Origin of the sequence: Collinsella sp. BG-O-102 (assembly GCF_023656745.1) — a bacterium.
In the GTDB taxonomy this organism is placed as follows: Bacteria; Actinomycetota; Coriobacteriia; order Coriobacteriales; family Coriobacteriaceae; genus Collinsella.
Genome location: NZ_JAMOKO010000004.1, coordinates 118,115 through 143,301 on the forward strand (window position 1 = coordinate 118,115; position 25,187 = coordinate 143,301).

Annotated in this window: 22 protein-coding genes and 1 tRNA gene; 22 read left to right on the plus strand and 1 reads right to left on the minus strand. The window is 60.3% G+C overall.

Features of this window, described 5'->3' with window-relative positions:
- Positions 1–52: 52 nt before the first annotated feature.
- The 18 genes from NBH09_RS03325 (at position 53) to NBH09_RS03410 (ending at position 19,835) form a co-directional block, all read left to right on the plus strand.
- Positions 53–520, plus strand: coding sequence for a YfcE family phosphodiesterase (locus NBH09_RS03325; RefSeq protein ID WP_250787047.1), 468 nt, complete (start codon positions 53–55; stop codon positions 518–520).
- 409 nt (positions 521–929) lie between these two features.
- Positions 930–1,007 (plus strand) — tRNA-Asp (locus tag NBH09_RS03330).
- Between the two features lie 343 nt (positions 1,008–1,350).
- Entirely contained in the window at positions 1,351–1,836 is a 486-nt protein-coding gene (locus tag NBH09_RS03335; RefSeq protein ID WP_099432564.1) for an RrF2 family transcriptional regulator, read from the plus strand.
- A 21-nt stretch (positions 1,837–1,857) separates the two neighbouring features.
- A complete protein-coding gene (locus NBH09_RS03340; RefSeq protein ID WP_215694835.1) occupies positions 1,858–2,763 on the plus strand; it encodes an HhH-GPD family protein in 906 nt (301 codons plus the stop codon).
- Between the two features lie 114 nt (positions 2,764–2,877).
- Positions 2,878–3,417, plus strand: coding sequence for a rubrerythrin (gene rbr, locus NBH09_RS03345; protein WP_138374381.1), 540 nt, complete (start codon positions 2,878–2,880; stop codon positions 3,415–3,417).
- Positions 3,418–3,694: 277 nt separating this feature from the next.
- A complete protein-coding gene (locus NBH09_RS03350; protein WP_250787048.1) occupies positions 3,695–4,327 on the plus strand; it encodes a hypothetical protein in 633 nt (210 codons plus the stop codon).
- 433 nt (positions 4,328–4,760) lie between these two features.
- The gene (locus NBH09_RS03355; RefSeq protein ID WP_022095171.1) at positions 4,761–5,195 is read left to right on the plus strand and encodes a hypothetical protein; all 435 of its coding nucleotides are present in this window, start codon (positions 4,761–4,763) and stop codon (positions 5,193–5,195) included.
- 123 nt (positions 5,196–5,318) lie between these two features.
- The gene (locus tag NBH09_RS03360; protein WP_022095170.1) at positions 5,319–5,849 is read left to right on the plus strand and encodes a DUF6036 family nucleotidyltransferase; all 531 of its coding nucleotides are present in this window, start codon (positions 5,319–5,321) and stop codon (positions 5,847–5,849) included.
- Positions 5,846–6,409 carry a hypothetical protein gene (locus NBH09_RS03365; protein ID WP_250787049.1) on the plus strand — a complete coding sequence of 188 codons (564 nt, stop codon included), beginning with the start codon at positions 5,846–5,848 and terminating at the stop codon, positions 6,407–6,409. The genes NBH09_RS03360 and NBH09_RS03365 overlap by 4 nt, the downstream gene beginning before the upstream one ends.
- A 51-nt stretch (positions 6,410–6,460) precedes the next feature.
- A complete protein-coding gene (locus NBH09_RS03370) occupies positions 6,461–7,816 on the plus strand; it encodes a DNA recombination protein RmuC (protein WP_250787050.1) in 1,356 nt (451 codons plus the stop codon).
- Positions 7,817–7,943: 127 nt separating this feature from the next.
- A complete protein-coding gene (locus NBH09_RS03375; protein ID WP_250787051.1) occupies positions 7,944–9,746 on the plus strand; it encodes an ABC transporter ATP-binding protein in 1,803 nt (600 codons plus the stop codon).
- A 63-nt stretch (positions 9,747–9,809) separates the two neighbouring features.
- A complete protein-coding gene (nth, locus tag NBH09_RS03380) occupies positions 9,810–10,475 on the plus strand; it encodes an endonuclease III (protein ID WP_225094159.1) in 666 nt (221 codons plus the stop codon).
- 118 nt (positions 10,476–10,593) lie between these two features.
- Positions 10,594–11,652 (plus strand): zinc ribbon domain-containing protein, encoded by a 1,059-nt coding sequence (locus tag NBH09_RS03385; RefSeq protein ID WP_250787052.1) that lies wholly within the window; start codon positions 10,594–10,596, stop codon positions 11,650–11,652.
- A gap of 210 nt (positions 11,653–11,862) precedes the next feature.
- Positions 11,863–13,329: a hypothetical protein gene (locus NBH09_RS03390; RefSeq protein ID WP_250787053.1), complete on the plus strand. Its 1,467-nt coding sequence runs from the start codon at positions 11,863–11,865 to the stop codon at positions 13,327–13,329.
- 223 nt (positions 13,330–13,552) lie between these two features.
- Entirely contained in the window at positions 13,553–17,185 is a 3,633-nt protein-coding gene (gene mfd / locus NBH09_RS03395) for a transcription-repair coupling factor (protein WP_250787054.1), read from the plus strand.
- A 56-nt stretch (positions 17,186–17,241) separates the two neighbouring features.
- Positions 17,242–18,105, plus strand: coding sequence for a phosphatase PAP2 family protein (locus NBH09_RS03400; protein WP_195645222.1), 864 nt, complete (start codon positions 17,242–17,244; stop codon positions 18,103–18,105).
- 45 nt (positions 18,106–18,150) lie between these two features.
- Entirely contained in the window at positions 18,151–19,176 is a 1,026-nt protein-coding gene (locus NBH09_RS03405) for a threonine aldolase family protein (protein WP_195645221.1), read from the plus strand.
- A gap of 77 nt (positions 19,177–19,253) precedes the next feature.
- Positions 19,254–19,835 (plus strand): GNAT family N-acetyltransferase, encoded by a 582-nt coding sequence (locus NBH09_RS03410; protein ID WP_118080704.1) that lies wholly within the window; start codon positions 19,254–19,256, stop codon positions 19,833–19,835.
- 47 nt (positions 19,836–19,882) lie between these two features.
- Here the strand turns inward: NBH09_RS03410 and NBH09_RS03415 are convergent, their stop codons facing one another.
- Positions 19,883–20,605: a GntR family transcriptional regulator gene (locus NBH09_RS03415; RefSeq protein ID WP_250787055.1), complete on the minus strand. Its 723-nt coding sequence runs from the start codon at positions 20,603–20,605 to the stop codon at positions 19,883–19,885.
- Positions 20,606–20,810: 205 nt separating this feature from the next.
- Here NBH09_RS03415 and NBH09_RS03420 point away from each other — a divergent pair, with 205 nt between their 5' ends.
- The 4 genes from NBH09_RS03420 to NBH09_RS03435 all read left to right on the plus strand — a co-directional run bounded on the left by NBH09_RS03420 (position 20,811) and on the right by NBH09_RS03435 (position 25,187).
- Positions 20,811–21,803, plus strand: coding sequence for an SIS domain-containing protein (locus NBH09_RS03420; RefSeq protein ID WP_250787056.1), 993 nt, complete (start codon positions 20,811–20,813; stop codon positions 21,801–21,803).
- Positions 21,804–22,167: 364 nt separating this feature from the next.
- A complete protein-coding gene (locus NBH09_RS03425) occupies positions 22,168–23,250 on the plus strand; it encodes a DMT family transporter (RefSeq protein ID WP_250787057.1) in 1,083 nt (360 codons plus the stop codon).
- 182 nt (positions 23,251–23,432) lie between these two features.
- Entirely contained in the window at positions 23,433–24,356 is a 924-nt protein-coding gene (locus NBH09_RS03430; protein ID WP_117646618.1) for a PTS sugar transporter subunit IIAB, read from the plus strand.
- 36 nt (positions 24,357–24,392) lie between these two features.
- Positions 24,393–25,187 carry a PTS mannose/fructose/sorbose/N-acetylgalactosamine transporter subunit IIC gene (locus NBH09_RS03435; RefSeq protein ID WP_250787058.1) on the plus strand — a complete coding sequence of 265 codons (795 nt, stop codon included), beginning with the start codon at positions 24,393–24,395 and terminating at the stop codon, positions 25,185–25,187.

Consider the following 25,187-nt stretch of genomic DNA (forward strand, 5'->3'; position numbering starts at 1 on the left):
AGCCGTGGGGCTTTTTGTATATACGTCGAATCGGTTTTGCAGAAGGGATCCCATGAACAGTGCAAGTGCCAAGCGCATCGACATCATCTCGGACACCCACGGCTATCTATCGCCCGCGCTTCTGGACGAGCTCAAGGGCGCAGATCTGATCATCCACGCCGGAGACCTAACGTCCGAGATGGATTACGAGCATCTATGCACCATCGCCCCCGTGCGAGCGGTCCTGGGCAACAACGACTACTACCGCGATTACGGCCCCGATGTAGACCGTCTGGCCCTCTTCACCTACGAAGGACTCAAATTCGCCGTAGCCCACTACCGCGAAGACCTTCCGGTGGGATCCGTAGACGTAGCCATCAACGGTCACACCCACGTAACCAAAGAAGCCCAAGTAGGCCGCTGCCTGGTCCTCAATCCCGGTAGCGCCAGCTACCCCAGAGGCACCCGAGGCCCCACCATGGCCAGAATGCTCGTCAAGGACGGCAAGATCCTGAGCACCAAATTTATTGACCTGGAGTAACCGCAACAAAAACGGGGGATGCACAACGCATCCCCCGTTTTTTATGAGCCAAAGGCGGAAGTTCAACAAGATCCATCAGACCAACCCCGCCGAGGAGCACGCGGGCTAGCCGCGCAGCGGCGCACGCCTGCAAAACTGGTTGAATAATGTGACGGCAGGGAGGGTCTCCGGGGCTGGGGGCGGGGGTTAAGTTTGTCGCGAGTTCCGCACGCAAAGGAAAGCACTTAATGTGCTTTCCGTCTTGCGCAGGACTGTAGAGCAGCAAACTTAACCCGCGCCAGCCGGCCCCGGAGACCCTCCCGGAGGGCCCAAAAAATATTTTCAAAAAAGTTGTTGCGCACCGGACAGACTTCTGTGTATACTAATCCCCGCAGCGCACGCGAGCGGAAACAAACGCGAACGACTGCCTGGGGAGTTAGCTCAGTTTGGTTAGAGCGCCGGCCTGTCACGTCGGAGGTCGCGGGTTCGAGCCCCGTACTTCCCGCCAACGCAATTAAAGCCACGTCTTCGGACGTGGCTTTTTGCGTTTGATAGGACCTTGATCCCATCGGCCCCTTTCACCCAAAACAAAATCCTTCCAATTCCCGGACAAGCTCCGTTTGAGACATGTGTTCAAACAAAGCGTTTGTTGCGCAACACCTGTTCAACGAAGCAGGGGGTTAGGTTATACTGATTTGCACTATGGGCCGTTTTTGATGCAAGAGGCTTCAAACGCGGCATTCAGTGGGCACCCGTTTTGCTATTTGGGCGTCCATACGGTCATTGGTGTCTCGACGTAAGCTCGGCTCCGGAGCTCGTTCGAGCTGTTCCTATTCCTTGAAAGGGGAAAAATGGACATATCGAGGAAGACTGATTACGCCCTTCGCATGCTCGCGATGCTTGCCGAGGACCCGGAGCGTCTGCTTTCTGTTCGCACCGCCGCCGAAGAGGTCAATGTCCCGTATTCGTTTGCCCGTTCGATTCAGCATGGTTTGGTTCAGGCCGGTATTGTGGAGAGCCTGCGTGGCGTCCATGGCGGCATGCGTCTTAAGGTCAGCCCCGACGATGTCACCATCCGCCAGGTCGTCGAGGCCGTTCAGGGCCCCATGGTCATGAACGATTGCACCGCGCCCGATGGCGACTGTGCACGCATGGGTACGTGCTGTTATCATCCCCTGTGGGCCGGAGCTCAAGCGCTGATGCGCGACTACCTCGATTCCGTTTCGCTGGGCGATATCGTCGCTCACCGCCAGTTCCCGGCCGTCGATTCCAAGTTCGCCGACCGCGACGCGTTTCCCGAGTACGCCACCTGTGCGTGCGCTTGCCGGGAGGAATAGCGCTGCATAAGGAGCATAGCCATGATTCAGGACCCCTTTCGTTCGATGATTCGTTCGGAAGGGGTCCTGCGTTATCGCGACCTTCCGTGGCGCCGCACGCGCGACCCGTACATTATTTGGCTTTCCGAGGTTATGCTGCAGCAAACGCAGGTGCCGCGCGTGGAGACGCGTATGCCCGCGTGGCTCGATCGCTTTCCGACCGTGCAGGCGCTTGCCCAGGCCGCGCCTTCCGATGTTTTGGACGCTTGGCAGGGGATGGGCTACAACCGGCGTGCTCTGGCGCTTCACAGAGCCGCTCAGTGCGTTATGGAAGACTGGGGTGGGGAGTTTCCACGTGAGACGCGCGACCTGGTCGCCCTGCCCGGTATTGGCCCAGCGACGGCGCAGGGCATCCGGTCGTTTGCGTTCGATCTACCGGGTGTGTATCTGGAGACCAACGTGCGCACGGTCTTTCTGCATCATTTCTTTCCCGATGTGCCGGCCGTTCCCGATCGCGAGCTGGTGCCGCTGATTCAGGCCGCCTGTCCGGCGGCTCCCGGTGCGACGGCGGATGAGATCGCTCCCTTTGCCGTGCCGCTCGACGATGCCGACACACCGCGCGCATGGTATTACGCGCTGCTGGATTATGGCGCGTATCTTAAGAAGACGCTGCCCAATCCGTCCAGGCGCTCGGCGAGCTATAGCCGTCAGTCCAAGTTTGAGGGCTCGCGCCGCCAAAAGCGCGCTCATATTGTGCGCATGCTGCTGGCGGCGCGCGATGGGCGGCCGGCGGGCATCACACTCGCCGAGGCGGTGGCGGGTGTCAACGAAATGGAGGCGGCGGCAGGCCGCGAGCCGGTCGATCACGATCTTGTCGCAGGCATTTTGGCCGACTTGGAGCGTGAGGGCTTTTGCCGTGTGGAGGGTGACCGCTGGCTAAGCGTGTAGCCCACCCGAATCTGAAAAACAGGATTGTAAGGTTTAGATTTTCGACATGAGGGCATCCTAAAGACAAGGTCGCTCGAAGCCTACGGGCGGCATGTGTTGAAGGGAAGTACACCTATGGATTTTGAGAACTCTCAGACCAAGAAGAACCTCGAGACCGCTTTTGCCGGTGAGTCCCAGGCGCACACTAAGTATCGCTACTATGCATCCAAGGCCAAGAAGGACGGCTACGTTCAGATCTCGAATATATTTGCCGAGACCGCAGGCAACGAGTCAGAGCACGCCAAGCTGTGGTTTAAGTATCTGCATGACGGCGCCGTTCCCGACACTCTGGACAACTTGCGTGATGCCGCTGCGGGCGAGAACTACGAGTGGACCACGATGTACGACGAGTTCGCCAAGACCGCCGAGGAGGAGGGCTTTACTGAGATCGCCGCAAAGTTCCGTGGCGTCGGCGCTGTCGAGCAGGCTCACGAGGAGCGCTACAACAAGCTTGTCGAGCGCATTGAGTCGGGCGAGGTGTTTGAACGCGAGGGCGTGAAGGTGTGGAAGTGCCTGAACTGCGGGCACCTGCATGTTGGTGCCGAGGCGCCCGAGGTGTGCCCGGTTTGTAACCACCCGAAGGCGTACTTTGAGGAGCAGGTGGTGAACTACTAGCGCCGATACGAACGTGGGCTGGGCCGGGAGGGCGGGATTACCTTCCCTCCCCGCTCACGGCTTCGCAGGGTCGCGTTGAGGGAAGGTAATCCCGCCCTCCCGGCCCGCTTTGGGTCGTCGCGTGCTCGTTACTGAAAAGCTGATTAGAAGTTTGTGTGCCGCCCCTTTTGGGGCGGCACGTTTTTGTAGGGGGACTGGTTGGGACGGCATCGTTCATGGGTGGGGTACACTGGGTAGCGACTTTTAGTTTATCTACTACCTGATGGGGTGTTTTTGTATGGGTAAGAAGTCTCGGGCTCGGGTTGCTGCGGCGGGGACTCGCAAGGATCCTGGTCGTCGGGTCCCTGAGGGCAAAAAGGCCGATCGTGCCGAGAAGGACAAGAAGGTCGGCGCGCATGCTCATCCTGAGTGGGCGCCCCATTTGAATTCGGCGAGTGAGGACCTGACCGCCAAGCTGTTTACGATGGTCGAGGTTATCTTGGGCGTGGTGCCCGTGGTGGTCATCGGTCTGTTCCTGGCCTCTAAGGATGCTACGAGTGTGGATAAGCTCACCGATGTCTTTTCTCAAGACCCCTCGATGGTGGTTGCGTTTATCTCTGCGTGCCTGCAGCCGTTTGTGGCGTACATGCTGTACATGATTTATCGCAAGTACTGCGAGGGCGATGCGGGCTTTGCCGCCGGCAACCTGATCGGCCTCTTGTGCTCCGAGATTTTGTTGCTCAATATCCCGGGCGTTATCGGCATGGGCATCTTGCTGTGGCGTGTTTGGCGCAATGTCGCCCCGCACTTTGAGAGCTGGCTGTTTGAGCGTCGTTTTACGGGCGTGGTGGCCGACATTGCCGGTTCGCTCGTGATTCTAGTCTTGGCGTTTTTGTGTGCCACCGCTGCTCGCGGTCTTTCGGGCATGTAATCTGCCCCCACCGACCACGGAGCGCAGGGCGGGGAAACCTTTCCCTCTCGCTCACGGCTTCGCAGGGTCGCGCGAGGCAAAGGTTTCCCCGCCCTGCGCTCCGGCGTTGAGTCGTCGCATGCTCGTTACAGAAAAGCTGATAATAAGTTTGTGTGCCGCCCCTTTGGGGCGGCACTTTTTGTGTGGGGTCCCGGTCTCCACAATTTTCGTCAAGCTTTTGGTTAGATTTTGGTCAGTTGGCGTAAGGGTGGAAGGCCAAAAGATTGCTGGCGAAAAAAGCTCAGAGAAAGTGCTGGTAGGGGAGTTGTTGAGCTTTTCGACAGCTTTTGAGCAAAAGAAACTTTGTGGCTATTGCCGGCGATTGCGTTGTCGCGGTCATGGCGGTGCGGGATGCTGGTCGTAAGCGTCGAACGCTCCGATTTTGGAGGCCAACATGGACCTGTTTCTTGAGACCCCACAGCAACAAGCCGAGCGCATGCTGCGGCAGCAGCGGCGGCTTATAGAGATGCAAATGCAAGGGGTTGCCAACCAGGCGCCCGTGCAAAACGTCGTGCCCGCTGCTGTACCTGCAGCCGTGCCCGGGTGCGAATCGGCACCAGAGGCCTATTCCGTACAGCAAGATTCATATGCGCAGGAGCTCGCGTTCGACAAGCGTCGTGCGCGTCGTCGCCGCGTGGGCCAGCGCCTGCGCACATTGGCGATGATCGTGCTCATTCCGTTAGGACTTGCGGCAATCTTCTTGGCCTCATATGCCCTCACGTGCATTCTCAACGGTGCCTCGCCCAATGAGGTGCTCCAGCATCTAGCGGCCCTGGGCCAGCGCCTAGGCGATGTCGCAACAACCATCCGCGCCGGCTGGGAGAGTTAGCGTTTGTCACATTAGGACTTCCAGGGTGTACGAATTATCGCCACGAGCAGAATTCTTGCATCCTGTGGGTCCTGTCGTGCGACTGAATAGTATTATTGAAGATAAATAATAATAGGATTTGCTATGTATAAGCAGGATTTAGAGCAGACTCTTTTGGGCATTGACGAAGAGGCGGAGCTGGAAATAGGTCCAAGAGACGACAGGCCGAACGTTGTATTGGTGGGAGGAAGCGCCTTCATGCTAAACGATGTGACGAATCGTTCGGTTACACATGACATTGATGTGTTTGAGGCAGATAGGTGCCTCCGCGAGATCATAGCTCGATACCCCGAGGTGAATGGTATGGCGGTGGCATATTGTAATCAGATGCCGTTCAATTACGAAGATCGTTTGATTCCCTTGGATATTGGGGCGCGCTTTATCAGGTACTTTACGCCATCCTTGGAGGACCTGGCGGTAATGAAGCTCTATGCCTGTCGTCCGAACGACATCATCGATCTTCATAGCCAGGCATTCGTCGACCGACTTGATTGGGGACTGCTCGAACGGCTTATATTCGACGAGGGCGAGGCGCTGGCGTCGTCGCCTTCGGAGCGGAGTTATCAAGAGATGGTCTGCGCATACAGCCAATACAAAAAGGAGGTGCTCGGTTGAATCTGACCTTTGAGGGATTCTTAAAAGGCTATTGCCGAGAGCTATCCGGACAGCAGTCGCTCAGTTTTAGAAAACTGGTTAAGCAAGCGACGACGGTTGCGCCGCGCGTGGCGGAGCCCCTGTTTTTGCTCGCTTTGGCACAGGGTAAAGCCGAATACGTTCTGGGTTTATCCGAGGGTTCGTGGATGGAAGAGGGTTACCGAGGCGTTTTGTCCTTGTACGCCCAAACGGGTAGCCTGGCATCTCTATGCGCCGAGGACAAACTTCCTAATCGTTATGCCAACGTTTGGCGTGCGTATAGAGCGGTGAAGGAAAAGCCAGTGGCGGACAGAAGAATCAACGCCCTGATGCGAAAAAGAACGTTGGGAGCGCTAGAGGAATCGGGTGTAACGCGCTACGGTCTCTGCCGCGATTTGAATCTGAATAAGGGAAACGTGTACGCATATTTAGCCGGTGATGACTCAAAGGTGAGCAGGAAAACGGCGCGCCGCATTATGGAATATGCGGAGGAGAGGGGTGCCCAAGAAGGGGCCGGGCGCCCGGTGCGTGTGGCGGGGTAAGATTGATCGCAGTTTTGATTGATGATCGATTGGGTTTGTTGGGCGGAGTCTATGTCTGCTATTGATATTGCGCTTGTTGTGATTGCCTTGGTGGCGGTGGGAGTTGCTGTGGTTTGCGCCCTGCAGCTTAAAGGCCTTCGTGCCGAGTTGCGAGAGCGTGGCGGCAACGACGCGGAGACGCTCGCGGCGCTCGAGCAGGCCAACAGCGCGCTCGATGCCCTCAACGTCGCGCTGGCAGAAACCCGCCGCACGGCAAATGCCATCGCGCAGCAGCAGACAACCGATGCGGCCGTGGAGCAGCAGCGCTACCTGACCATTGCGCGCGAGTTCTCGCAGGCCGGCGACCGTATGGATGACCTGCGCCGCGAGACGGCCCAACAGCTTGGCGCCAACCGCGAGGGCATCGAGCGCCGCCTGGACAAGGTGCGCGAGACGGTCGATGCACAGCTGGGCGCCATCCGCAAGGACAACAACATGCAGCTCGATCAGATGCGCGCGACGGTGGACGAGAAACTCTCCCGTACGCTCAACGACCGTCTGTCTGCATCGTTTAAGCAAGTGAGCGACCAGCTCGAGGCCGTGTACAAGGGTCTGGGCGACATGCAGTCTATCGCCACCGGCGTGGGCGACCTTAAGCGCGTGCTGGGCAACGTCAAGGCGCGCGGCATTTTGGGCGAGGTGCAGCTGGGCGCGATCCTGGCGGACATCCTTACACCCGACCAGTATCTGGAAAACGTCGCCACCAGGCCCGGAGCCTCGGAGCGTGTTGAGTTTGCCGTCAAGCTGCCGGTGGACGAGGGCGACCCCGTGCTGCTGCCGATTGACTCCAAGTTTCCGGGCGACGCGTACGAGCACTTGCTCGACGCGCAGGAGTCGGGCGATGCGGAGACCGTGGCGGCTGCGCGCAAGACGCTCGACACCATGGTCAAGCGCGAGGCCAAGGACATCTGCGAAAAGTACCTGAGTGTGCCGGCAACGACCAACTTTGGCATCATGTTCGTGCCGTTTGAAGGACTGTACGCCGAGATCGTCAGCCGCCCCGGGCTTATCGAAACTCTGGGCCGCGACTATCACGTCAACGTTGCCGGTCCCAGCACCATGGCCGCCATTCTCAACAGCCTGCAGATGAGCTACCAGACGTTTAAATTGCAAAAACGTACCGACGACGTGCTGCGCGTGCTTTCCGCCGTCAAGGCCGAGCTGCCGCGTTATCAGGCGGCGCTGCGCCGCGCCCAGCAGCAGATCGAGACCGCGGGCAAAACGGTCGAGGGCATCATTACCACGCGCACCAACGTCATGGAGCGCAAGCTCAAGGACATCGACGCGCTGGAAGACGCCGACCAAGCCGATGAGATCTTGGGACTCACGCCCGCGGGCCTTCCCACAGACCAAGAAGACGAGGACTAATTGCAACAAGACGGTGGGGCATCGGCACAAACGCGGGTGCCCCACCGCTTTTCGTATCGCACTTGTCTGAAGCGTGCTCCAATGTGCAACAATGGCGTTTCGCCCTATCAGACGCGAAAGGAAGCCCATGTCTCAGAGAAGCACCAGCCCGCTCAGCCGCTCCACCGTGCGCCGCACGCTGCAGCGGTTTTGGGGTGTCACGCGCACGCAGCCGCTGATTGTCTTTCTCTCGGTGTTCTCGTCGGCGGGCTACATCTTTTTGCTGACGTTTGCCAATACCTATGTGATGGCCCTCATTGTCGACCGCGTTCAAGCCGGTCCCGTGGCGGGTGATCAGGTGTTTGAGGTCTTCGGCCCCTATATCCTGGCGCTCGTGCTCGTTAACCTGGTAGGCCAGATCCTCTCCAAGCTGCAGGACTACACCGTCTACAAGCTCGAGATTGCGGGCAACTATCACCTGGCGCGCTTGTGCTTCGACACGCTCTCCAATCAATCCATGACATTCCACACCAGCCGATTCGGTGGATCGCTTGTGAGCCAGACGAGCCGTTTTATGAGCGGCTACACGGGTCTGGTGGACGTGACGGTGTATTCGCTCATTCCCACCATCACCTCGGTTGTCTGCACGGTGGTAGCACTTGCCCCGGTGGTGCCGACGTTTACCGTAATCCTGGTGGGCATCATGGTCGTCTACATCGCGTTTGTCTGGCTTATGTATAAGCGCATCATGCCGCTTTCGGCCGCGACGTCCGCCGCGCAGAACAAGCTGTCGGGCGTGCTGTCCGACGCGGTCACAAACATCCTGGCCGTCAAGACCTGTGGGCGCGAGGACTTTGAGCGCGACCTGTTCGATGCCGCCGACCGCGCCGCGCGCGACGCCGAGACGGTTTCGATGCACGCCATGATGCAGCGCAACTTTACGACCTCGGGCCTTATCGTCATTACCATGGCCGTGGTGAGTGTGTTCGTCGCGGGCGGCAACGCGTGGTTTGGCATCTCGGCCGGCACGCTCGTCATGATCTTTACCTATACGTATAACCTCACTATGCGTCTGAACTACGTGAGCTCCATGATGCAGCGCATCAACCGTGCGCTGGGCGATGCGGCCGAGATGACGCGCGTGCTGGACGAGCCGCGTCTGGTGGCGGACGACGCGAATGCCCCCGAGCTCAAAGTGACCGAGGGCGCGATTGATTTTGAGCACTTGAGCTTTGCATACCGTGACGCCGCGGCAGGCGAGAGCGTGTTCAACGACCTGACGCTTCATGTGGCGGCGGGCCAGCGCGTGGGCCTGGTGGGCAAATCGGGCTCGGGCAAGACGACGCTCACCAAGCTGTTGCTGCGCCTGGACGACGTGCAGGGCGGCCGCGTGCTCGTGGACGGTCAGGACGTCTCGCGCTGCACGCAGCAGAGCCTGCGCCGCCAGGTTGCCTACGTGCCGCAGGAGGCGCTGCTGTTCCACCGCTCCATTCGCGAGAATATCGCCTACGGCCGCCCCGACGCCACTGACGAGCAGATTCGCGAGGCAGCGCGCCTGGCCAACGCGACCGAGTTTATCGATCGCTTGCCCCATGGCTTTGATACCATGGTGGGCGAGCGGGGCGTTAAGCTCTCGGGCGGCCAGCGCCAGCGCGTGGCCATCGCCCGTGCCATCCTCACCGACGCGCCGATTCTGGTGCTCGACGAGGCGACCTCTGCCCTCGACAGTGAGTCCGAGGCGCTGGTGCAGGAGGCGCTCGAGAACCTGATGCGCGGCCGCACCTCCATTGTGGTGGCGCATCGCCTGTCCACCGTGGCGGCGCTCGACCGCATCGTGGTGCTGGCGGACGGCGAGATTGTCGAGGACGGCACGCATGCTCAGCTCGTCGAGGCGGGCGGCGAGTACGCAAGCCTGTGGGGACGCCAGACCGGCGCATTTTTGGAGGCGTAAGGTCCCCGTACGTGGGACAATCGTTTCCGTGAAGTTATGTTTTTGCCGAGCCGAGGAGTCGATATGCCACGCGAGACCAATGCCGCCAAACGCGAGCGCGCCATCGAGGTGTGCGAGCGCCTTAACCGTCGCTATGGCCCGGTCGAGTGCTTCTTGGACCACGAGAATCCCTTTAGGCTGCTCATCGCGGTACTGCTCTCGGCTCAGACGACCGACGCGCAGGTCAACAAGGTGACGCCCCAATTGTTTGCCCAGTGGCCCACGCCCGAGGCCATGGCCGGAGCAAGTGTGACCGACGTGGCGGACACCATTAAGTCGCTCGGCTTTTATAAGAGTAAGGCCAAGCATGCCGTGGAGGCCGCGCAGATGATCGTTGCCGACTACGGCGGCGAGGTACCGGCCGACATGAAGGAGCTTGTAAAGCTGCCGGGCGTGGGGCGCAAGACAGCGAACATCGTGCTCAACGTGGGGTACGGCATCGTGGAAGGCATCGCGGTGGATACGCATGTCAACCGCATCGCGCACCGCCTGATGCTGAGTCCCAAGACGCACGCCAAAGAGCCGCTCAAGACCGAGCAAGATCTGCTCAAGATCTTGCCGCACGAGTATTGGGAGTCGGTCAATCACCAGTGGATCACCTTTGGCCGCGAGATTTGCGATGCCCGTAAGCCCAAGTGCGACGAGTGCCCGCTGGCAGACCTTTGCCCCAGCGTGCGTGTGACAGGGTAGGGCCCGGCACGTTTTGTCGGCACCCGAAGACGGCGACCAATGTTGCGCAACACATTTGGGCTGCGAAGGCTCAATATGATGGCGGCAGATACCGTTTGTTGTGAGGGGATGCCCGAATATGTTTTGCACCAAGTGTGGATCCGAGATGCCCGACGGAACCGATTTTTGCACGAACTGCGGGGCGCGCATGGGCACGGCCTCTCCGGCTGCTGCGCCCGCCGAGACCGCGTCGATGCCGGCGGCAGGGATGCCTCCCGTGCAGGGTGCCGTACAAAAGAAAGCGCATAAGCGCGCGGTGATTGCCGGCATGTGCGTGGCGGGCGTGCTCGTTGCCGGCGGTTCCGCTTTGGCGCTGACCGGCGTACTGGGTCCGCTTGGGCAGGGCAACTCATCGCAGATTACGGTACTTGGGTCCGACGAGGGTTCGGACGAGCATAAGGACAAGGGAAGCGCCAAGGAGAAGCCTGCCGAAGAGCAAGAGGAGCCGGAAGAGCCCGGGCAGACGGGCAGCAGCGTAAAAGTCGACCTCAATGACCAGGCAACCTATGCCGCCGCGAATCTGTTCCTGTCGAACTTTACGGAGGAGCACTTCGATCGGGACTGGTATCAGACGGGCGGCTTCGATTCGACTGACGGCCTTTCTGATGACGAGAAATACAAGCTGGTTAAGTTTATCTGGTGCCATTTTATTGACAACGCGCCGTATCGAATCGAGAAAGGCGACTATGACAACGGTAATAGCCAGCGTGTGGCGACTGATGTGATCAATAGGGAACTCAACCGCTTGACGGGTCTGACGCTTTCCGATGCCGATATGACTTATGACAGAACGCCGGAGGGGCAGGCGATTCCTGATTCGGCCGAAGCGCATGACGGGTACTTGTATCTGAAGCAGGAATACGGCCAGGGAAATTACAACCCATCGTGTGCCATCGTTACGGGCGCGACTGACCTTGGCGACAACATCTACGAGCTCACCTATGAGGTCTACAGTGCTGGCGGCATGTTACTTCCTTCCGACATCCCCGAGAGCACCTACGGCCTGCCAAAGGACCAGTTCATCGCCGCAATTCAAGCGGATGCATCCATGGGCCGTACCGAGACTTGCACGGTCCGCGTCGCGCAGGGTGACGGCGCCCCGACCTTCACGCTGCTTAAAATGGGCGTCTACGACTAGGCTCGGCGTATAGCTCACTCTGATAGCGCCAGGTGGCTCGTCTGTCTGGCGTTTTTGTTGCGGGGCTGGGCGTGCGCTTGAGCTGGAGTATATGTTGCCTCCCGCTGCCTCATGCAAAAATGTGTTGCTAATTTAGAAGCTTATTCAAGCGCGCCGAAGTCGCGGCGTGCTGGCGTAGCATGAGCAAAAAATCAAGCAATGGAGGGTAACGTGGCAATATCGAAGACGCGAGAGCTCGAAGATTATTTTGAACGCATCGTGCGCACGCGCGAAGGCGACCTGCCTGGTCGTCGCAAAGGCGACGAATACTTGTCTCAAACCCATGCGCTCTACCATGGTGATCCTGCGCCCTGGGCTCTGACGCCAAAGATATTCGACAAGGATATGACGGCGCTTCTTAAGGAGGCCGCCGAGCGCATGTACGGCATTATGGACAAGGTGACGCGGGCGTTTTGTTCCGATGCCTCCGTGCGTGCGTGGTTTCGCATGGATCCGGCTTTTGCTGACCTGTGCGCTATGGATGCCGGCTATGACTGTCAGATTCCCCTCGCGCGTGTCGATATCTTTCTTGACGAGGACACCGGGTCGTATACGTTTTGCGAGCTCAATACCGACGGCAGTGCCGGAATGGTAGTGACCGATGCGGTCAGTCAGGCTGTTCGGATGACGCCCTCCTTTGAGGAATTTGCATCCGACCATCCCGGCTTTCGGCAGTACGACTTGTGCGGTAGCTGGATAGATGCATTGTTTGAGACCTATGCAGAGTGGAAGCGGGTCCATCCTCGCCGCACCGAGGATGGTGCACGATCGGACGACGGGGCCCGCGTTGACGAGGGGCTCTATGCGCCACAATCAAAGATATATCCCGCTTCGGTGGCAATCGTCGACTATTCGGAAAGCATTGACTTGGAAGATGCGGCTCATTTTGTCGACCTTATGAGGCGACGGGGTGTAGTCGCGCGCTTTGCGGATGTGCGCGACCTGCGGATTGGCGAAGACGAGAGCGGTGCTAGGCGGCTGTGCGATGCCGCCGGTCCTATTGATTGCGTTTGGCGGCGCGCGGTGACCGGCGAGCTGTGGGATAAGCCGTGCGACGGACGCTCGGCCTTAATCGAGGCGGCTCAAGAAGGGCTCGCGTGCATCGTTGGTGGTTTTAGAACGTGGCCGTGTGCGACTAAGACCGTATTTGCATTTCTGTGGTCTCGGGCCGGTCAGTCCTTGTTGAGCCCGGAGGAGCAATCGTTTGTACGGGAGCATGTGCCCTATACCGAGATTTTGGACGAAAGCGCCCAGTTGTCGAGATTTGCCGAAAAGGATCGATGGATTGTCAAGCCGTGCGGCGGCTACAACGCGGTTGGCGTTGTTGCCGGCTTGGATGCCACGGAACGGGAATGGTCCCAGGTGCTTGCTCGCGCTGCGGCCGCTGGGGCGATTGTACAGGAGTATGCTCAGCAGTATCAGACTCCCTGCTTGCGCGGAACGCTTGTCAATGGGCCGCATCGAGGAGAGGCACCCAAAGGACTTGTGGATGATCTTGGTTTTGCGCCCGCTTCTAATATGGAAGGCCTGTACCTGTATCGCGGTCGTTTCGCGGGCGTGTACACACGCGTCGGCTTTGCCAACACCATAGGCGAGTGGACGAGCCGCTTGAACGTTGCGAGCTTTTTTGAGGAATAGCCGTTTCTTGGGGCACCTTCCGTGGTTGCGGCGTTCGAAGTGACGGGGAGATTTTGGCGAAGCCGATGAGCCCGGTTCTATCTGGCGTTTTTGTTGCGGGGCTGGGCGTACGCTTGAGCAGGAGTCCTCTCCATGCGCTACCATGACAGGCAATGATTTTTGACGTACGACCCGCCGAGCTTGCCCCGGCGGGCTTTTGGCGTTGCAATGCCGGAGGAACAGCATGCTCATTCACCGTATAGCCGCGCAGCTCTACACTGCCGAGGCGCTGCAGACTGTCGAGGCCGGACTCGATGCCGGCGAGGACGTGACGCTGGCCGTGTCGCAATCGGGTCGCACGCTTATGGCGGCAGCCCAGTTTGCGCGCCGTCCGCGCCCCACGGTCTACATTGTGAGCGGCGAGGACGCGGCCGATCGCGCCGCGCGCAGCCTTGCTGCTTATGTGGGCCTGGCGCACGTGTGCCGTTTTCCCGAGCGCAAGGACTATCCGTGGCGCGAGCAGGCGCCTGACGATGCCGTGGTTGCCCAGCGCTGCGAGGCGCTCGGGCGCATCGTGCGCGGGGACAACTGCATCATGGTCGCCTCGGCCCGTGCGCTGCTGCGTTGCGTGCCGCCAGTCGAGAGCCGCTACTGGGAGTCCACTACTTTTGCGGTGGGCGAGGAGATTCCTTTTGACGAGGTGCCACAGCGCTTGGTGGGCATGGGCTACACCAATGCCGGTGCCGCCGACGCGCCCGGCCTGTTCCGTGTGCACGGCGACACCGTCGAGGTGTTCCCCGCGCAGGAAAAAGCGCCCGTGCGCATTGAGTTTTTCGGCGACGAGATCGATCGCATCCGCCGTATGGTGAGCTCAACGGGCCAGACCATCGGCAACGAAGACAGCATCGAGATCTTCCCCTGCCGTGAGCTGGCGCTTACCGACGAGGCCGTCCACAACATGCATGTGGCGCTCTATCGTGCCAGCCAGGACGACAGCAAACTGGCCGCATTGCTCGAGATGGTGGATGCGCGCATCGTCACGCCTGAGCTCGATCGCTTTTTGCCGGTGATGTACGGCCAGACCGTAAGCCCGCTGTCGCACGTGAGCGGCAAGGCGCTCGTGGTGCTGTCCGAGCCGCGCTCGCTGTTCGACGATTGCCTGCGCGCCTACGAGGATATCGAGGCCCGTGCCGGCGAGGCGGGGGTCGATCGCCTGGACGGTCTGTACGTGCGTGCCCAGCAACTCGACTTTGGTTCCCAGCAGCGCCTGAACTACGTGAGCCTCATCCGTGCCGGCGGTGCGGTGACGGCCGAGCTCGAGATTGAGCAGCCTGCCATCGCAGGCTCGGACAACCGTTTTATGACGCGCATCCAGGAGGTCGTGGGCAAGCGCTATGCCTGCGTGTTTGCCATTCCCGACCGCGGTGCGCGCGAGTCGATGGAACTCACCTTTGGCGACGAGGGCATTACCTTTGAGGAATCGCTGACCGCGGCGCCCGAAAACGCCGGCGCTATCGGCGAGCGCGTGCGCGTGGCAGCGGCGGATTCCGCCGACCGTGCCGCACGCCAGGAGGCCCATGCTTCCATTCGCGAGCGTCGCGCCGATGCGCTCAACGCCCGCTCGCTCGAGGCGGGCGCCGCGCAGGCTGCCGCCGGCGCCGCCGTGCCCACGATCTCGCGCGGGCGCGTGACCTTTGTGGACGCTGCCCTGCCGCAGGGCGTGGTGGTGCCCGACGCCAACCTGGCCGTGTTCTCGATCGCCGACCTCAACGCCCGCATGGACGCCAACCGCGCGCGCAGCCGCCGCAAGGTGGACATTACGCAGATCACCTTCCCGTTTAAGCCGGGCGACTACGTGGTGCACGCCACTCACGGCATCGCGCTCTTTAGCGAGATCGCGCGCCAAGAAGTGGGCGGCAAGGAGCGCGACTACTTTTTGCTGGAATATGCCGATGGCGACAAGCTCTACGTGCCGCTCGAGCAGGTCGACCGCATCACGCGCTATGTTGGCCCCGACGGCGACAAGCCGCGCCTGACCAGGCTCAACACCGCCGACTGGACGCGTGCCACCAACAAGGCGCGCAAGAACGCCAAAAAGCTGGCGTTTGACCTGGTTGACCTGTATACGCGCCGCTCGTCGATTACCGGTATCGCTTGTCCGCCCGATACGCCCGAGCAGATCGAGATGGAGGAGAGCTTCCCCTACGACGAGACACGCGACCAGCTGGAGGCTATCGCCGACATCAAGGCCGACATGGAGGCGCCCAAGCCCATGGACCGCCTGCTGTGCGGCGACGTGGGCTTTGGCAAGACCGAGGTCGCCCTGCGCGCGGCGTTTAAGTGCGTGGACTCCGGCCGCCAGGTCATGGTGCTCTGCCCCACGACCATTCTGGCCCAACAGCACTACGAGACATTCTTTGAGCGCTTTGCCCCGTTTGGCCTGGAGGTCGAGGTGCTCAGCCGCTTCCGTACCCCGGCGCAGCAAAAGCGCGCGCTCAAGGCGTTTGCCGAGGGCACGATTGATGTGCTCATCGGCACGCACCGCTTGCTTTCTGCCGATGTGAACCCCAAGAACCTGGGCATGGTGATCATCGACGAGGAGCAGCGCTTTGGTGTGCAGCACAAGGAGCAGCTCAAAAACCTGCGCGAGCAAATCGACGTGCTCACGCTCTCGGCAACGCCGATTCCGCGAACCATGCAAATGGCCACGAGTGGCGTGCGCGACATGAGCCTGATCACTACGCCGCCGACCGGACGCCGCCCCGTGATCGTGCACGTGGGGGAGTACGACCCCGACGTGGTGAGTGCGGCGATTCGCCTGGAGGTGGGCCGCGGCGGTCAGGTGTATTACGTGTCCAACCGCGTCAAGACCATCGACGACGCCGTGGCGCGCGTGCACGAGGCCGCGCCCGAGGCGCGCGTGGGCGTGGCGCACGGCAAGATGAGCCCGCGCGAGGTCGAGGACGTGATGATCGAGTTCGCGACCAAGAAGATCGACGTGCTTATCGCCACGACCATCGTGGAGAGCGGCATCGACAACGCAACGGCCAACACGCTCATCATCGAGGACTCGCAGCGTCTGGGCCTGGCACAGCTCTACCAGCTTAAGGGCCGCGTGGGCCGCTCGGCCACGCAGGCATACGCGTACTTTATGTTCCCCGGTGAGCTGCCGCTCACTGAGGAAGCAACGGCGCGCCTGACCGCGCTTTCCGAGTTCCAGGACCTGGGCAGCGGCATGCGCATTGCCATGCGCGACCTGGAGATCCGCGGCGCCGGTTCGCTCATGGGCGCCGAGCAGCACGGCAACCTGTCGAGCGTGGGCTTCGACCTGTTTACGCAGATGCTGGGACAGGCCGTGGCCGAGGCACGCGGCGATGACGATGCCGGCGTGGAGGCAGCGAGCGTGGGCATCAACCTGCCGGCTGACTACTTTTTGTCCGAGGAATACATGCCGGCGGTGGACCAACGCGTGCTCGTGTACCGTAAGCTCGCGGCGGCTGAGGACCTGGAGAGCATCGACGAAGTGCAGGAGGAGACCGAGGCGGCGCACGGCGAGCTTCCGTTGGCGGGGCTCAACCTGTTCAATCGCGCGCGAATCCGCATTCGCGGCGAGCGCCTGGGGCTCGAGAGCGTCACGCTCAGCGGCGGACGCATCACGTTTTTGGGCGTCGACGTGCCCAAGAAGGTGGCCTTTGAGCTTAAGACCCGCTATGGCGCGGTGAACTTTCCCAAGAGCCGCAAGCTGTCGGTGCCCTACAAGGCGGGCGCCGGCGCGGGCAGCGGCCTGGGTCGCGGCCTCGATGCCAACGACGGCACCGGCCCGGTGGCGGCCGCGCTCATGCTGCTGCAGCAGCTGGGTGCTAGTGATGATGACTAGCGAGTCGACGCTGCAAACGCCCCATTTGGGCAATCTGGTTCCATCGAGAGGAAAGCATGTTCGGATACATCTATAAGAAAGATGTCGCCATTATCGCGGTTGTCCTGTGTCTTTGTCTGGGCGTGGGCAGCTTCTTCGATTATCAGATCTCGAGCGCGCTGTTCAACATCGGCAGCATGTACGGCCGCTTTATCGAGGCGGCCGGCGAGCTGCCGTTCGAGCTGACGGCGAGCATCGCGGGCGTTATGCTCGTGCGCTCGGCGCGACCCGATTCCAAGACGAGCAAGTGGCTCGCCGTGCTCGGCATCCTCGTCAACGTTGGCCTGACCGGCTACGAGATCGTTTCGTCCCTGAGGGTTGGCGGCAAACTCATCGCGGTTCAGTTGGTGCTGACGTTTGTGCTGGTCATTGCTGCCAACCTCATCGTCTATCGCTTTACGCGCACGACCGAGCCCGACGAGCTCACGCGCTGGGCGTTGATGGTGCTGGCCGTGTGGGTCGCTCAGGCCATCATCCTCAACGTCATTGTTAAGCCGTTATGGTCGCGCCCGCGCATGCGCGTGATCGAGGTCACGCCGGGGCTCAATTTTCAGCCGTGGTGGGTGATCGGCAACCCCGACAAGTGGGCCTATATCGCCGCCGGCGTGATTAAGGACGGGTTCAAGTCGTTTGCGAGCGGACACACGGCGCATGCGGCGATTGGCCTTATGCTCGCCGGGCTTCCCGCGGCAGCCTTTAAGGAAAAACCTTCGCGTCGCCGCGTGATCTTTTGGGCGGCGGCTGTGATCGCGGCGCTCGTCGCCTTTGGGCGCATCGTGATTGGAGCGCACTTTTTGAGTGACGTGAGCTGCGGTTTTGCCCTGGTACTGGCACTTGAGTGCCTTGCCGCGCGCATCGCCTATCCCAACGGCGTACAATAGCCCCGTTTGAATCATCTGGCCGATACCCGGTAAGAGAGGATTGCCATGCTCGCGTTTAACAACGACTATTCCCACGGTGCACATCCGGCGGTGCTGCAGGCGCTTGTCGACACCAATATGGAGCCGCAGCCCGGCTACGGTACCGATGCGCACACCGAGCGTGCCAAGCAACTTATCCGCGAGGCCTGTCAGGCCCCCGATGCCGACGTGTTTTTTCTGGTGGGCGGCACGCAGGCCAACGCGACGGTGATCGACATGTTGCTTGCGCCGTACGAGGGCGTCGTTGCTGCCGAGACCGGCCACGTCGCCTGTCACGAGGCAGGCGCCATCGAGTTTGGCGGCCACAAGGTGCTCACCATCCCCGGCTACGAGGGCAAGATGCACGCCGAGGACCTCGAGAACTATATCCAGGTGTTCTACGAAAACGAGAGCTACGAGCACACGGTGTTCCCGGGCGCCGTGTACGTGAGTCTATCGACCGAGTACGGCACGCTGTACTCCAAGGCCGAGCTCGCGGCGATCCATGCAGTGTGCCAGAAGCGCGAGATTCCGCTGTTTGTGGATGGCGCCCGCCTGGCCTATGCGCTGGCGGCCGATGAGTGCGACATTACCCTGCCCGAGCTGGCGCAGCTGTGCGACGTGTTCTACATCGGCGGCACCAAGTGCGGCGCTCTGTGCGGCGAGGCTGTGGTGTTTTGCGGCATGCACACCCCGGCGCATCCCATTCCGCGTATTAAGCAGCACGGCGCGCTGCTTGCCAAGGGCCGCCTGACGGGTGTGCAGTTCGAGGCCCTTTTTACCGATGGCCTGTATTTTGAGATTGGTCGCCAGGCGATTGAGACCGCTCAGGCGCTGCGTCGCGTGCTGCACGAGCGCGGCTACCAGTTCTTCTTGGAGACGCCGACCAACCAGCAGTTTGTGATTCTGCCCAACGAGGACATGGCCCGCATTCGCGAGCATGCCTCGATCGAGTACTGGGAAAAGTACGACGAGACCCACACGGTGGTGCGCTTTTGCACCAGCTGGGCCACGACGCAGGAGGATATCGACGCGTTGGCGGCTGTCCTGTAGCCTGATGTAATGACAAGGGGCCGCCCTGCGCCTGAGCTTGGCGCAGGGCGGCCTTTGCTTTTGGGGAGAAGGGTTGTATGACCGAGATGTCCGAGCCGACGATTCGCCTGGCGACGCCCGATGATGCGCCGGCGTTGCTTGCCATCTATGAGCCGTATGTGCGCCAGACGGCGATTACCTGCGAATACGAGGTGCCGAGCGTTGAGGAGTTCGCTGGGCGCATCGAGCGTACGCTCAAGCGCTATCCATATTTGGTGATGGAGTTGGACGGGCGTCCGGTAGGCTATGCCTACGTGAGTTCGCTTAACAGCCGCGAGGCGTACGACTGGTCGGTCGAGACATCGATCTACCTGGCGCGCGATGTGCGCCACGGCGGGCTGGGCCGCAAGCTGCACGACGCGCTCAAGCAATGTCTGATCGCGATGGGCATCACCAACATGTGCGCGCTCATTGCCGTGCCGCACGACAAGGACGACGAGTACCTGACGCACAACAGCCAGGATTTCCATGCCCATATGGGATATCGCCTGGTGGGCGCCTTCGACCGCTGCGCCCAAAAGTTCGGCCGCTGGTACGACATGTGCTGGATGGAGCTGGTCCTGGCCGAGCGCGTCCCTAACCAACCTAAGCCAACCTGGTTCCCCGACCTCCTCGCCTAAAACCACCACAAAGGTGCCTGTCCCCTTTGTGGTGGTTTTGGTGTTGGTTAGCCGATGGGTTCGGTGTATTTGGCACGGTCGGTGCGTTGGATGCGCTTGGAGACATGGAGCGGGCGGCCGTCGGTGTCGTAGACGTAGTCGGTGATCAGGATTAGTGCCTGCCCGCGCTCGACGTTGAGCAAAAACGCCTCGTTTTGCGAGGCGTAGCACACCTCAAAGGTCTTATGCCCCTGTGCCGGCGCGCGATGGAATTCTTGGCGCAGCGTCGCGTAGAGCGAACCGTTGATATCGCGATCGATGAGCGTCTCGAAGCTTGGCGGCAGGTAGGTGGTCTCCAGGCACAGCGGCACGTCGTCCAGGTAGCGCAGACGGACAAGTTTGACGAGCTTGCTGCCCACGGCGGCGTCAAAGAACTTAGCTATGCTGCCGGCCGCCTTGGCAAAGCCCGAGTCCACGGTGCGCGTGGTGGGCTTCATGCCCTGACCCTGGACCTGCGCCGTATAGCTCGAAAACACCAGGTTGTTCTCGTGGAGCGCCGGCGTGTCGGCCACAAAGGCGCCGCGCCCGCGCTCGGTTCGAACCAGACCCTCATCGACGAGCACCTTAAGAGCATGGCGCACGGTGCTGCGCGACAGCCCCGATTCGTCCATGAGTTCCATCTCGGACGGCAGCTTGTCTCCGCGTGCGTAGATGCCGGCGGCGATGCGGTCACGCAGCGTACCCGCCAAGCGCTCGTATTGGGCCAGTTTCTTCTTAGACGAAGCGTTCATGCGATCAACCTGTATCTAACTTGTATGTGAATCTAATTAAGCATGTATCCAATACAACAACAAAACCGCTGGTAACAAATTATCAAAAACCGCATCAGCAATATTTCTATGACAAATATAGCATACAACTAGTCGACATAACCAAAACATGTATGTAACTTGTATGCCATCGAGAGCATCAAACGAGAAGAAAGGCTGATGCACGATGACTACTCAGGAACAGGTTAAGGATGTCGTCTCCCAGGTTTTGGCTGACAAGGCAGACAAGGGCGGCATCAAGCGCGTCGTGTGGATTGGCGCCGGCGGATCCAACGGCGGCAACTATCCTGCCCAGTACTTTATGGAGCACGAGGCCACGCAGGTCGTGAGCTCCAGCTACACCAGCAACGAGTTCGTGCACGCCACCCCGGCCTACGTCAACGAGAACACCCTGGCCGTCGTCGTGTCCATGCGCGGCACCAAGGAGACCATCGTCGCCGCCCAGGTCGCCAAGGACCACGGCGCCAGCACCATCGCAATCTATGTTGACGAGTCCGGCCTCACCGAGGTCTGCGACTACAAGATCCAGTACGACAGCCTGGCCGTCGACGAGTCCTGCATGGGCCGCACCAACTCTGCCGTCGTGACCATGACCGCCATGGAGCTTACGCAGCAGACCGAGGGCTATGCCGAGTACGAGACCGCTATGGCCGCGTTCGACTTGGTCGACCCCATCTATCGCAAGGCCGTCGAGTACACCCGTCCGCTCGCTGCTAAGTGGGCCGAGCAGAACGCCGACAAGCCCTGCATCAACGTCATGGCTCAGGGTCCGCTCTTTGGTGCCGCCTACGTCTTTAGCATCTGCAACGTGCAGGAGATGCTGCAGATCGACTCCTGCACCATCAACACCTGCGACTTCTTCCACGGTCCTTTCGAGATCCTGGACAAGCGCACCTCGCTGTTCCAGCTCATCAGCGTCGGTCGCAGCCGCTGCAACGACGAGCGCGGCATCCGCTTCGTCAACCAGTACGGTGGCGAGCGCGTCTATCAGCTCGACGCCAAGGAGCTCGGCCTCAACGACATCAAGGACAGCGTGAGCGAGTACTTCAACCACCTGATCTTTGCCCCGATCCTCAACAACGTGTACATGCGTGCACTCTCTGCAGTCACCCACAAGGACTACATGACGCGCCGCTACATGTGGAAGCTGGACTACTAGGGGATATTGGTTCCGCCGTTCTACCGAACGGCGGACCGGCCGACGCTGCGCACCCGGCATTTGGCCAATCTGCCGTTCAATTTCAAAGGCGCGACCAGAAGGTCAGCGCCTTTTCATTTCACGGCACCTTGGCTCAAATGCGGCCCGCTCGCTGATTTATGCTCAACCAGCGGCGCTTTAGTCGTTGGGGACGTTCTTAAATGGCTAGTCATTCAGGAGCGTCCCCAACGACTAGTCATTTAAGAACGTCCCCAATGTCTAGGTAGAGCAGATTTTTCCGTTCGGCGATTTGTGTCTTGAAAAATGTATATAACGACTATAACGTAGTGTGAAACATATTGGAAACAATACCGAGGAGGCTGCGTTGAAGAAAAGCAATCTGGGCTATGTGCTGGTGCTGGTCGCCGCGCTTATGTGGGGCAGCATCGGAATCTTTGTAAACGGCATCTCGGCCATGGGCGTTTCGTCCCAGAGCATGGCTGCCTTTCGCTTGTTGGTCGGAGCGCTTATCTTGGCGCCGGTCCTGATGTTTATGGGCTGTCGTCCGGGTGAGGGGTCTACCGTGGCTCAGGGTCCGCTGGCCCTGTTCAAGGCGAGCCCTAAAGAGCTTGTTCCCTGCGCGCTTGTCGGTATCGTCGGTTTGGCCGCCGCCAACACCTGCTATTACGAGTGCATGGGCGAAGTGGGCATGTCCACGGCCTCGGTGCTGCTCTACACCTCGCCGGTGTTTGGCGTCGTGCTCGGCCGCGTGCTTTATCGCGAGGACGTGACCCCCAACAAGCTCGTTGCCATTGTCTTTAACATCGTTGGCTGCGTGCTTGCGGTGACCAATGGCGACCTTTCCGGTTTCCATTTTTCGGTTTGGGGCGTCACGTCGGGCGTGATTGCAGGCCTTTGTGGTGCGTCGCTCGCGGTGTTTAGCCGAATAGCAACCAAGACGGTCCACCCGCTGGCTGTCACGTTTTGGGGCTTTGTTTTTGGCGGTGCGGTTATGGCGACTATCGCGGCTCCGTGGCCGGATGTCGCCGCGGCAATATCGCCACAGCTGCTGCTGCTGTTCCTTGGCTTTGGGCTCATCCCCACAGCCGTGGCTTACATCTTATATATGCAGGGTCTGTCCATGGGGCTCGAGACGTCGAAAGTTCCCGTTGTAATGTCTTTCGAGACGGTCGTCACCGTACTGGTGGGCATTGGTGTCTATGCCGAGCCCGCCGGCGCGATCAAAGTCTTGGGCATCGTGCTGGTGCTCGCGTCCATCCTGATCATGAACACCGACTTCTCCAAGCTGCGCAACAGTGTGTTTGTCGGTCATGTCGTTGAGAGCATGACCTTTAGGCCCAACGCGTGGTGGACGGAGAAATCGCAGGACATGGATCTGTTTAAGGAACGCACCGGCATCGCGCTGGAGCCCACCGTGCAGGAAAGCCCCTGGTACTTCGTGCGATAGGGGATGGGCGAGACGTCTGATCGAGTGCCGACAAGACAGTGCCGACCTGTCCTGCACCAACGTTTCGAGTACGTTAAACCCGCAAACGGTCGATTTTCACCCGCGAACGGTCTTTATACTAATTAGCAATATCCGCAACGTATAAGACGTTATAATGACCATAACGAAAAGGAGGAGGCAAGATGAATCAGATCATTCTCGCATCTCATGGCGGCCTGGCCGCAGGCGCCAAAGACACGCTCGAGATGGTTCTCGGCGACGTGTCGAACGTCCACGTCGTGTCGCTTGCTCGTGATGACAAGGAGCCCATCACCAATAAGGTGGACGCCATGATCGCCACGTTCAACGCGGACGACACCGTCTATGTGCTGACCGATATGCTCGGCAGCTCGGTCAACAACAACATGGTCGAGCTTTCCAAGAACGGCACGAAGTTCACGGTTGTCAGCGGTTTCAACATCCCGCTGGCGCTCACGCTTGCTATGAGCCCCGTCCCCGTCAAGGGTGCCGAGCTCGCAGCCCTCATCAACGAGGCCCGCACCGGTCTGACCAACCCCAACGCACCGGTCGAGGCCGCCGCGGCTCCCGCCAAGAAGGCCAAGGCATCCCGTCACAGCTCCGGTCCCGCCAAGATCGTCCTCGCACGTCTTGACTACCGTCTGCTGCACGGCCAGGTCGTCTTTACCTGGACCACCAAGGTTCAGGCCGAGCGCATCATCGTCGTCGACAACGCTGCCGCCAACGATGACATCAAGAAGGGCGCTCTTAAGCTGGCCAAGCCCCAGGGCGTGCGCCTGAACGTCTTCACCGTCGAGCGTGCCCTCGCCAAGATGGACAAGCTCAACACCCTCGGCGAGCGCGTCATGTTCGTCTTTGGCAACACGGCCGAGATGCTGCAGTTCTGCCAGGGCTACAAGCTCGACGCCATCAACCTGGGCGCCACCGCCAACCACGACGGTGCCGATCAGATTGGCGGCAAGGACAGCTCCGTCTTCCTCGACGCCACCCAGAAGGCCGACGTCAACCAGCTGCTCGACATGGGCATCAAGCTCTACGTCCAGCAGACCCCTACGTATCAGAGCGTCGACATCGACGCCAAGCTGTAATCAACCAGGCTTTTGCCTGACTGAAAGGAGAAGGGTATGAATACGTTCATCAGTGCGGTGCTCGTCGGCCTCGTCGGCGTGTTCTGCATGTGGGACTCCCGCCTGCTCGGTCGTCTTAACTTCGAGCAGCCCCTCGTTGGCGCTACGCTCGTCGGTCTGCTGCTGGGCGATGTGCCCACCGGCCTTGCCGTCGGTGCCGCCGTCGAGCTCGTGTCCATGGGCCTGGTGCAGGTCGGCGCCGCCGTTCCGCCCGATATGGTCCTGGGCGGCATCGTGGCCGCTGCCTTTGCGTGCCTGACCGATGCTTCCGCCGAGACCGCCATGACGATCGCCATCCCGGTCGCCGTCCTGGGTCAGCTCCTCGGCATCGTATTCCGTTCCATCATCGCCGCCCTCACCCATGTGGCAGATAGCGCGATCGATAACGGAAAGTTCAAGACCGCCTACCGTATGCACATCTGCGCCGGCTCCGGTCTGTACGCCATCATGTACTTCCTGCCGATCTTCCTCGCCGTCTTTGTTGGCACCGACCTGGTTCAGGCCATCGTCAACATGGTTCCCGAGTGGCTGTCCACTGGTCTTAACGTTTCGACCAAGATCATGACCGCCTACGGCTTGGCCCTGCTGCTCACCATGATGATCAAGAAGGGTATGACTCCGTTCCTGTTCATCGGTTTCCTGCTCGCCGCTTACCTCAACCTGTCCGTCATCGCGGTCGCTCTGATCGGCGTGTGCCTGGCTGTCGTCTTCATGGGCTTCAAGTTCAATGGTTCCCATGCAGTCGCCGGTGTCGATTCCGACTACGATCCGCTCGAAGACGACGAAGACTAA